This window comes from Paracoccus sp. SY, from assembly GCF_002901215.1.
GTDB lineage: Bacteria > Pseudomonadota > Alphaproteobacteria > Rhodobacterales > Rhodobacteraceae > Paracoccus > Paracoccus acridae.
On sequence record NZ_NWMQ01000073.1, the window covers coordinates 1 to 8,208 of the forward strand.

Annotated in this window: 9 protein-coding genes; 8 read left to right on the forward strand and 1 reads right to left on the reverse strand. The window is 66.5% G+C overall.

Features of this window, described 5'->3' with window-relative positions; all coding sequences use genetic code 11:
* Window positions 1-243 precede the first annotated feature (243 nt).
* The 4 genes from CK944_RS20710 (at window position 244) to CK944_RS20725 (ending at window position 3,313) form a co-directional block, all read left to right on the forward strand.
* The gene (locus tag CK944_RS20710; protein WP_103174954.1) at window positions 244-1,167 is read left to right on the forward strand and encodes a tellurite resistance TerB family protein; all 924 of its coding nucleotides are present in this window, start codon (window positions 244-246) and stop codon (window positions 1,165-1,167) included.
* Between the two features lie 141 nt (window positions 1,168-1,308).
* Window positions 1,309-1,776 (forward strand): cytochrome c, encoded by a 468-nt coding sequence (locus CK944_RS20715; protein ID WP_103174955.1) that lies wholly within the window; start codon window positions 1,309-1,311, stop codon window positions 1,774-1,776.
* Window positions 1,776-2,360: a cytochrome b/b6 domain-containing protein gene (locus CK944_RS20720; RefSeq protein ID WP_103174956.1), complete on the forward strand. Its 585-nt coding sequence runs from the start codon at window positions 1,776-1,778 to the stop codon at window positions 2,358-2,360. Before CK944_RS20715 ends, CK944_RS20720 begins: the two co-directional genes overlap by 1 nt.
* A gap of 53 nt (window positions 2,361-2,413) precedes the next feature.
* Window positions 2,414-3,313 (forward strand): SDR family oxidoreductase, encoded by a 900-nt coding sequence (locus tag CK944_RS20725; protein WP_188717301.1) that lies wholly within the window; start codon window positions 2,414-2,416, stop codon window positions 3,311-3,313.
* Window positions 3,314-3,560: 247 nt separating this feature from the next.
* Here the strand turns inward: CK944_RS20725 and parC are convergent, their stop codons facing one another.
* Window positions 3,561-5,813, reverse strand: a complete 2,253-nt coding sequence (gene parC, locus CK944_RS20730) for a DNA topoisomerase IV subunit A (protein ID WP_103174958.1) — start codon at window positions 5,811-5,813, stop codon at window positions 3,561-3,563.
* Window positions 5,814-5,935: 122 nt separating this feature from the next.
* On the opposite strand from parC, the gene CK944_RS20735 reads away from it, so the two are divergent.
* From CK944_RS20735 to CK944_RS20750, 4 genes are read left to right on the forward strand one after another with little or no spacing between them, the layout of a single operon-like run.
* The gene (locus tag CK944_RS20735) at window positions 5,936-6,427 is read left to right on the forward strand and encodes an SH3 domain-containing protein (RefSeq protein WP_103174959.1); all 492 of its coding nucleotides are present in this window, start codon (window positions 5,936-5,938) and stop codon (window positions 6,425-6,427) included.
* Window positions 6,424-7,242, forward strand: coding sequence for an SDR family NAD(P)-dependent oxidoreductase (locus CK944_RS20740; RefSeq protein WP_103174960.1), 819 nt, complete (start codon window positions 6,424-6,426; stop codon window positions 7,240-7,242). The genes CK944_RS20735 and CK944_RS20740 overlap by 4 nt, the downstream gene beginning before the upstream one ends.
* Window positions 7,243-7,268: 26 nt before the next feature.
* Window positions 7,269-7,472, forward strand: coding sequence for a twin transmembrane helix small protein (locus CK944_RS20745; protein ID WP_103174962.1), 204 nt, complete (start codon window positions 7,269-7,271; stop codon window positions 7,470-7,472).
* Window positions 7,472-8,050 (forward strand): cob(I)yrinic acid a,c-diamide adenosyltransferase, encoded by a 579-nt coding sequence (locus CK944_RS20750; protein WP_103174961.1) that lies wholly within the window; start codon window positions 7,472-7,474, stop codon window positions 8,048-8,050. Before CK944_RS20745 ends, CK944_RS20750 begins: the two co-directional genes overlap by 1 nt.
* Window positions 8,051-8,208: the final 158 nt, after the last annotated feature.

Below are 8,208 nucleotides of genomic sequence, written 5' to 3' on the forward strand. Positions count from 1 at the left end.
CGTTCAAACTTTGCCTTTGCCATGATGGCCTCCTGATCGCGGGGCATGGCGAAGACGGCCCCGAATTGACGTGCGCCGCGATGTATAAGCCGGCTTGGGAAAAATCAAGGGCGCCCGGACGTCCGGCGGACCCGCCAGGCAGGCGTCCCGGTTGCCCGGTGGAACCATTCCGGGCACAGTTCTGTTCGGGGGCGAACCAGGGGTGCCCCAAGTCTCGACACCCCGCATAGGAGGATGGATTCGATGAGCCTGATGAAAACCCTGGGCCGCGTCGCGGCCGGTGTTGTTCTTGCCAAGGGTCTGGGCGCGGCCATGCAGCAGCGCCAGCAGGGCCGCCCGGGGCAGATCCCGCAGAACCGCGAACAGGGCGGGCTGCTGGGCGATCTGTTCGGAAACAACACGCAGGCGGGCGCGGGCGGCAGCCTGAACGACATGCTGGGCCAGGTCCTGGGTGGCGGGCGCCCGGGCAGCGGGTCGCGCTATGGCGGGCCGCAGTCGCGGGGCGCGTCGGGCGGGCTTGGCGGGTTGCTGGACGGCCTGACCAACAAGGCCCGGACCGGAAGCGGCGGCAGCGGCGGCCTGGGCGACCTGTTGGGCCAGCTTGGCGGCGGCCCCAAGACCCGCAGCGCGGGCGCCGGCGGCGGCCTTGGCGATCTTCTGGGCGGGCTTCTGGGCGGCGCGGCGGCGGGCGGCGTCGCGGGCGGCCTGGCACGCAAGGATTCGCAGCCCACCAATGATGCGAGCTTCGGCGAGCTGTTCAACGATGCCGTGGTCAAGCAGGACGAACCCGAGGTCGCGCCCACCCCGGAACAGAACGCCGTGGCCGGCCTGATGCTGCGCGCCATGATCCAGGCCGCCAAGTCCGACGGCACCATCGACGAGGCCGAAAAGCAGCGCCTGCTGGGCAAGCTGGGCGACGACCTGGACGATGATGAACGCCAGTTCATCCGCGAACAGATGGCCGCCCCCGTGGACCCCGAAGCCTTGGCCCGCGAGGTGCCGAAGGGACTGGAATCCCAGGTTTATCTGATGTCGGTCCTGGCCATCGACCTGGATCACGAGGATGAAGCCCGCTATCTGGACCGGCTGGCCCGCGCGCTGAACCTTGACCGAGCCGCGGTCAACGACATCCACCAGGACGTCGGCGTCGCGAAGCTTTACTCGTGACCCTTGCGGCAGCCCCTTCGGGGGCTGTTTTCGCATCTGCGCATTGCCCTTCGGTCTGATTGATCCAGACGTTTGATTCTGCCACTCTTTTCCCTGGAAGTCGCGTCACCATCACAGCCAGTCCTTGCAAGGAGCCAGCCCATGACCCCCGTCAAAGCAGTTGTCCTCACCCTTTGCCTTGCCCTTCCCGGCCTTGCCCTTGGGCAATCCGCCGATGATGCGGCCGAAGATGCGATCGAGGCACGCCACGGCTTCATGAAGATGCTGGGCATCAACATGGGCCAGCTTTCGGGCATGGCGAAAGGCGAAATCCCCTATGACGAGGCTGCTGCGTCGCGAGCGACGGCCAATATCGTGGCGCTGACGCAATATGACGCGCCCGCGCTGTTCGTCGAAGGCACCTCCTCGGAAGAAAACGACGATTCCGACGCCCTGCCCGCGATCTGGGAAAAGCCCGACGATTTCCGCGCCAAGTTCGCCGGCCTTGCGGAAGCCGCGGCAGGCAGCCCCGAGGCCGTGCAGGGCGGCCAGGACAATCTGGGCCCGGTGCTGCAGAAGATCGGCGGGGCCTGCAAGGCCTGCCACGACGATTACCGCAAGGCAGACTGATGCCGAACGCCCCGGCGCAGCGCGAACGGATCTGGGATCCGGCGCTGCGCGTCTTCCACTGGTCCCTGGCCCTGCTGGTCGTTGCGAACTGGCTGCTGGGCAAGATCGGCCCGTCGGACATGACGCTGCATTTCTGGCTGGGCTATGGCGTCATCGCCCTGCTGGTCTTCCGGTTGGTCTGGGGTTTTGCCGGTCCGCCGGCCGCGCGATTCACCCGCTTCATCCAGGGACCGCGCGCCGTGCTGGGCTATGCCCGTGAAATGATCCGTCCCCATCCAAGTCATTGGCCCGGCCACAGTCCGGTCGGGGCCCTTGCGGTGGTTGCGATGCTGGCGGTGCTGATCCTGCAAACGGCGACAGGGCTGTTCGCGGATCCCGACGATTATATCAATGTCGGACCTCTTGCCTCAACGGTCAGTTCGGACATGTCGCGGACGGCGCTGCGGTGGCATCATCGCGGCGCGGATCTGATCCTGGTCCTGGTGCTGCTGCATTGGGGGGCCATCGTCTTCTATCGCTTCTGGAAGCGCGAGGATCTGGTCCGGCCCATGGTCACCGGCTGGAAATGGGTGCGGCGGCGCTAAGGGGAACCCGCGCAGCCGCCGCTTGTTGGACAGGGCAACCGAAAGGAACCCCCATGTCCAGCGAACACCCCTTCCGCAGCGGCGCGATCAGCGACCCACGCCTGCCCGAACCCGATTTTCCCAGGCAGGAACAGCCTGCCCCCGGCCTTGCCTGCCGCATGGATCCCCTGCCCGATCACGGAGAGACCAGCTATCGCGGCACAGGCCGGTTGAAGGGCAAGCGCGCCCTGATCACGGGCGGGGACAGCGGCATCGGCGCGGCGGCCGCCATAGCCTATGCCCGCGAAGGGGCGGATGTCGCCATCAACCACCTGCCCGAGGAACAGGAGGACGCCGACAAGGTCATCGCCCTCATCAAGGCCGAGGGCCGCAACGCGATCTCCATCCCCGGCGACCTGAAGGACGAGGAGTTCTGCAAGTTCCTGGTCAGCCAGGCGGTCCAGGGTCTTGGCGGGCTGGACATCCTGGTCAACAACGCCGGCCGCCAGCAGTTCTGCGAAAAGCTGGAGGATCTGACCACCGAGTCGTTCGACGCCACGATGAAGACGAATGTCTATGCGCCGTTCTGGGTCACGCGCGCGGCCCTGCCGCATCTGGAACCGGGCGCATCGATCATCATCACCTCCTCGGTACAGGCCTTCTCTCCGTCGGACATCCTGTTCGACTATGCGCAGACCAAGGCCGCCAATGTCGCCTTCGCGCAGTCCCTGGCCAAGCAGCTTGCCCCGCGCGGCATCCGCGTGAACGCCGTCTGCCCCGGTCCTTACTGGACCGCCCTGCAGGTCTCGGGTGGGCAACCCACCCAGAAGGCGGCAGAACACGGCAAGAACCAACCCCTGGGCCGCCCCGGCCAACCAGTCGAGATCGCGCCGATCTATGTGCTGCTGGCCTCGGACGAGGCAAGCTATATCACCGGCGAATATTTCGGATCGGTCGGCGGCAGCGGTCTTTAAGAAAAAATTCTTGCCTCCGGCGGGGATATTTTAACCAGAATGAAAGAATCTCCAGGGCATAACCGAATCACGGTACAGGCGGGGACGCCGATGACCGTCCAGAGTGAAAGCCCCCTGCCGGTCCGCATCATGCCGGCGCGGCAGGGGGCCGCCCCTTCATTCTGGTCCCAAATATCCTGGGGAGTCCGCCAGGGGCGGACGGGGCGAAGCCCCCGGAAAGATGGCGTCGAAGGGCGCCAGCCCTTCGTCAGTTGAACCTGTTGTCCCGCGGAAATCCGCGCGGTGCCATGCTGCCGGCGGTGGCGCGTTTTCCAAGCCAGTTCGACAGGTCCGGTTCGGTCCGCGTGCGCCCGCCGCTTTCCTGCCAGCGAAGACCATCCGCCAGGGTGATGAAGGCCGCATCCGACAAGGTGTCATCTGCCACCAGCCCGCCGCCGCTGCGGTATTTCTGCAGGCGAACACCCTTGCCGCGCGACATCTCGGGCAGTTCCGACAAGGGAAACACCAGCATCTTGCGGTTCGTGCCGACGACCGCGACATGATCGCCGCTGACCGGGCGGCACAGCAGCGCCTCGCCGTTCAGAACCTGCTTGCCCGTCTTGGTCTGCGCCAGAATGTCGCCCGCCGCGACGATGAAGCCGTCCCCCGACTTCGACGCCACCAGATATTTCTGATCCTCGCGCCAGGGGAACATCGCGATCACCTCGGCCTCGTTGGGCAGGTCGAACATCAGGCGCAGCGGCTCGCCCATGCCGCGCCCGCCGGGAAGGCTGTTGGCCGGCAGCGTATAGAAACGACCGTTCGAGGCGAAGATCATCAGCTTGTCGGTGGTTTCCGCATGGATCGCCAGGCCGGGGCCGTCGCCGTCCTTGAACTTGTTCTCGGCGTCCAGCGGCTGGTGCCCCTTCATGGCGCGGATCCAACCCATCTTCGACAGGATCACCGTCAGCGGCTCGCGCTCGATCATGGCGTCCATGTCCAGGGGCGCGACGTCCTGCGCTTCGGCGATCTGGGTGCGGCGCTGGCCTTCGGGGCGCGACTTGCCGAACAGGTTGCGCACCTCTTTCAACTGGTCGCTGACGCGTGCCCATTGCGCGCCTTCGTCGGCCAGCATCGCCTCCAAGCCCTGCCGTTCCTCTTGCAAGGCGTCGCGTTCGGCACGAAGCTCGATCTCCTCCAGCTTGCGCAGGGCGCGCAGGCGCATGTTCAGGATCGCCTCGACCTGCACCTCGGTCAGGGCGAATTCGGCGATCATCACCGCTTTCGGATCGTCCTCGTTGCGGATGATCTCGATCACTCGGTCGAGGTTCAGATAGGCGATCAGATAGCCTTCCAGCACCTCCAGCCGGGCGGCGATCTTGTCCAGGCGGTGGGTGGCGCGACGGACCAGCACGTCGCGGCGGTGGTCCAGGAAGGCGCGCAACACCTCCTTGAGCGAGCAGACCTTGGGCACGCGGCCGTCGATCAGCACGTTCATGTTCATGTTGAAGCGGATTTCCAGATCGCTCACGCGGAACAGCGCGCCCATCAGCTGTTCGGGATCGACCGTGCGGGCCTTGGGTTCCAGCACGATGCGGATGTCCTCGGCGGATTCGTCGCGGACATCGGCCAGGATCGGGATCTTGCGGGTCTGGATCAGTTCGGCCAGACGCTCGATCAGCTTGGATTTCTGGACCTGATAGGGAATTTCGGTCACGACGACCTGCCACTGGCCCCGGCCCAGATCCTCGACCATCCAGCGGGCGCGGACGCGGAAGGCGCCGCGGCCGGTGCGATAGATCTGGGCGATGGTCTCGCGGTTTTCCACGATGACGCCTCCGGTCGGGAAATCCGGCCCTTGCAGGATGCCCGCCAGCGTGTCGTCGCGCGCTTCGGGCGTCTTGATCAGATGCAGGCAGGCGTCGATCACCTCGTGCAGGTTGTGGGGCGGGATGTTCGTGGCCATGCCCACCGCAATGCCCGAGGCGCCATTGGCCAGCAGGTTCGGGAAGGCGGCGGGCAGCACGATCGGCTCGGTCAGGGTGCCGTCATAGTTCGGCCGGAAATCGACCGCGTTCTCGGCCAGCCCGTCCATCAGGCTTTCGGATGTCTGCGCCAGCCGCGCCTCGGTGTATCGGGCCGCTGCCGGGTTGTCGCCGTCGATGTTGCCGAAGTTCCCCTGCCCGTCCACCAGCGGATAGCGCATGGCGAAATCCTGGGCCAGGCGCGCCATGGCGTCATAGATCGCGGCATCCCCATGCGGGTGATAGTTGCCCATCACGTCGCCGGTGATCTTGGCCGACTTGCGGAACGCCCCGTTCGGCGCCAGCCGCAATTCGCGCATCGCGTAAAGGATGCGGCGATGCACCGGCTTCAGCCCGTCGCGCGCATCGGGCAGCGCCCGGTGCATGATCGTTGACAGGGCATAGGTCAGATACCGCTCACCGATGGCACGGCTGAGGGGTTCGGAATAGGTGTTGTCTTCGGGATCGACGGGGGGTTCGGGGGGCAGGCTGGACATGCGGCATCAGATAGGGCGCGAAGCCCGTGCGGTCCAGCATGAATCGCGGAACGGGGGCAAGGGCGTTGGCGTTGCCCGGCATCATAGGTTAACAAGATCCCGAAGGGTCGGCGGGGGCAAGGATGATCAGACTGGGCGCGCTGCTGCTGGCGACCTTGGCGGGCCTGTTCCTGGTCCTGACCATCTGGGGCGACGGCAATCCCCGCGCCGCAAACCGGCCGATCCCGGAAGTCCAGCCCGCAGCCCAGGATGCCGAAGCCCGGGCCTTGGCCGTGCCCGAACCGCAGATCGCGCCCGCTGCCGTCATCCAGGCCGAATCGCAGACCCCGGAACAGGTGCAGCGCTTCCCAGGCCCGGCGCTTCGTCCTTCGCCCGAACATGCCGGCGAAACCCCGGCCGCGGAACTGCCCGAAGGACCGGTGCTGTATGTGACCGGGGATCGGGTCAACATGCGGGCCGGGCCATCGACCGGCGACAGGGTCGTCGCCTCGCTGACGCGGGGCACGGCGGTCCAGCCGCTTGGCCCGCAGGATGCGGAATGGGTCAACATCCGCGATGCGGATGGCCGCACGGGCTATGTCGCGGGGCGCTTCCTGTCGGCCACGGCCCCATGACGGGACGCGTCCTGATCACCGGCTGTTCGTCGGGCATCGGCCTGGACGCCGCACGGCGGATGCAGGCCATCGGCTGGCAGGTCGTCGCCACCTGCCGAAAGCCCGAAGACATCGCCGCCCGCCAGGCCGAGGGGATGGAGTGCCATCCCCTGGAACTGTCCGATCCCGACAGCGTGGCCCGGCTGGCCGATCGGGTGCTAGCCGGCGGCCCGCTGGACGCGCTTGTCAACAACGCGGCCTTCGCCCTGCCCGGCGCGGTCGAGGACATGCCGCGCGGCGCCCTGCGCGCGATCTTCGAGGCGAACCTGTTCGGCACCCATGACCTGACCGTCCGCCTGATCCCGCATTTCCGGCAGAACGGCGGGCGGATCGTCAACATCAGTTCGGTCCTGGGGCTGATCGGCATCCGCTGGCGCGGCCCCTATGTGGCGACGAAATTCGCGCTGGAAGGTCTGACCGACGTCCTGCGGCTGGAGATGGCAGGCACCCCCGTCAAGGTCATCCTGATCGAGCCGGGCCCGATCGCCAGCCGTATCCGCGTGAACGCCATTCCGCATTTCGAACGATGGGTGAACTGGCAGAACAGCGCCCGCGCCGGGGAATACCGCGAAACCCTGCTGAAGCGGCTTTACGAGCCATCCGGCAAGGACCGGTTCGAGCTGCCGCCATCGGCCGTCAGCGACCGCATCGTCCATGCCCTGACGGCGGTGCGGCCCCGACCCCGCTATTACGTCACGACGCCGACCTGGATTTCCGGCACGGCGCGACGGCTTCTTCCCACGCGCGCACTGGACTGGTTCGCGCGCCAGGGCTAGGGTTCCGGCCAATGAAAGGCGGCAGCATGACCGACAGTCCCCTGTTCTATGTGATTGCGATTGCAATGCTGGCGGTGCTGGCGATCCTGGCCACGGGGATCGGCGGCTTCGCCAAGGGCGGCGAATTCAACCGCAAGCACGGCAACCGGATGATGCGGTGGCGGCTTGTCGCGCAGGCGGTGACCGTGGCGCTGATCATGCTGTTTGTCTGGCTTGGTGGGGGTCGCTGATGGTCGTCCTGAACCGCATCTATACCCGCACGGGCGACAAGGGGGACACGGCGCTGTCGGACGGCAGCCGCGTCGCCAAGCACGATCCGCGGGTCGAGGCCTATGGCACCGTGGACGAACTGAACGCCACCCTCGGCCTTTGCCGCCTTCATGCGACGGGCGACCTGGCCGAACGGATCGCGGTGATCCAGAATGATTTGTTCGACCTGGGTGCCGATCTGGCGCGGCCGAACATGGCCGCCGACGACCAGGCGGGGTATCCTGTCCTGCGCATGATCGACGCCCAGGTGACGCGGCTGGAATCCGAAATCGACGCCATGAACGCCAACCTGAACCCGCTGCGCAGCTTCATCCTGCCGGGCGGTTCGGTCCTGGCCGCGCATCTGCACCTGTCGCGCACCGTGGCCCGCCGGGCCGAACGCCGGGCGACCGATCTGGCGACGGGGGGCGACGTGAACGGGGCGGCGGTGCGCTATCTCAACCGCCTGTCCGACTGGCTGTTCGTCGCGGCCCGTGTCGCCAACAGCGGCGGGGCCGACGATATCCTGTGGGTGCCGGGGGCAAGCCGCCAGGCCTGACAGCAATGTCGGATGCTGGCGCAAACGCTGCGTCGGTGGACGCTTTTATGTTGTAAAGCGCGCCGATCCGTCGGTAACACTGCCCCCGACAAGCAGATACGAAGGGGAGAACGACCCATGAAGATCCTGGTCCCGGTGAAGCGGGTGATAGACTACAA

What these genes read in the sequence shown, in the direction of transcription:
- CK944_RS20710 (WP_103174954.1), top strand. Translation starts at nt 244, where the DNA reads ATGAGCCTGATGAAAACCCTGGGCCGCGTCGCGGCCGGTGTTGTTCTT.
- CK944_RS20715 (WP_103174955.1), top strand. Translation starts at nt 1,309, where the DNA reads ATGACCCCCGTCAAAGCAGTTGTCCTCACCCTTTGCCTTGCCCTTCCC.
- CK944_RS20720 (WP_103174956.1), top strand. Translation starts at nt 1,776, where the DNA reads ATGCCGAACGCCCCGGCGCAGCGCGAACGGATCTGGGATCCGGCGCTG.
- CK944_RS20725 (WP_188717301.1), top strand. Translation starts at nt 2,414, where the DNA reads ATGTCCAGCGAACACCCCTTCCGCAGCGGCGCGATCAGCGACCCACGC.
- parC (WP_103174958.1), bottom strand. Translation starts at nt 5,813, where the DNA reads ATGTCCAGCCTGCCCCCCGAACCCCCCGTCGATCCCGAAGACAACACC.
- CK944_RS20735 (WP_103174959.1), top strand. Translation starts at nt 5,936, where the DNA reads ATGATCAGACTGGGCGCGCTGCTGCTGGCGACCTTGGCGGGCCTGTTC.
- CK944_RS20740 (WP_103174960.1), top strand. Translation starts at nt 6,424, where the DNA reads ATGACGGGACGCGTCCTGATCACCGGCTGTTCGTCGGGCATCGGCCTG.
- CK944_RS20745 (WP_103174962.1), top strand. Translation starts at nt 7,269, where the DNA reads ATGACCGACAGTCCCCTGTTCTATGTGATTGCGATTGCAATGCTGGCG.
- CK944_RS20750 (WP_103174961.1), top strand. Translation starts at nt 7,472, where the DNA reads ATGGTCGTCCTGAACCGCATCTATACCCGCACGGGCGACAAGGGGGAC.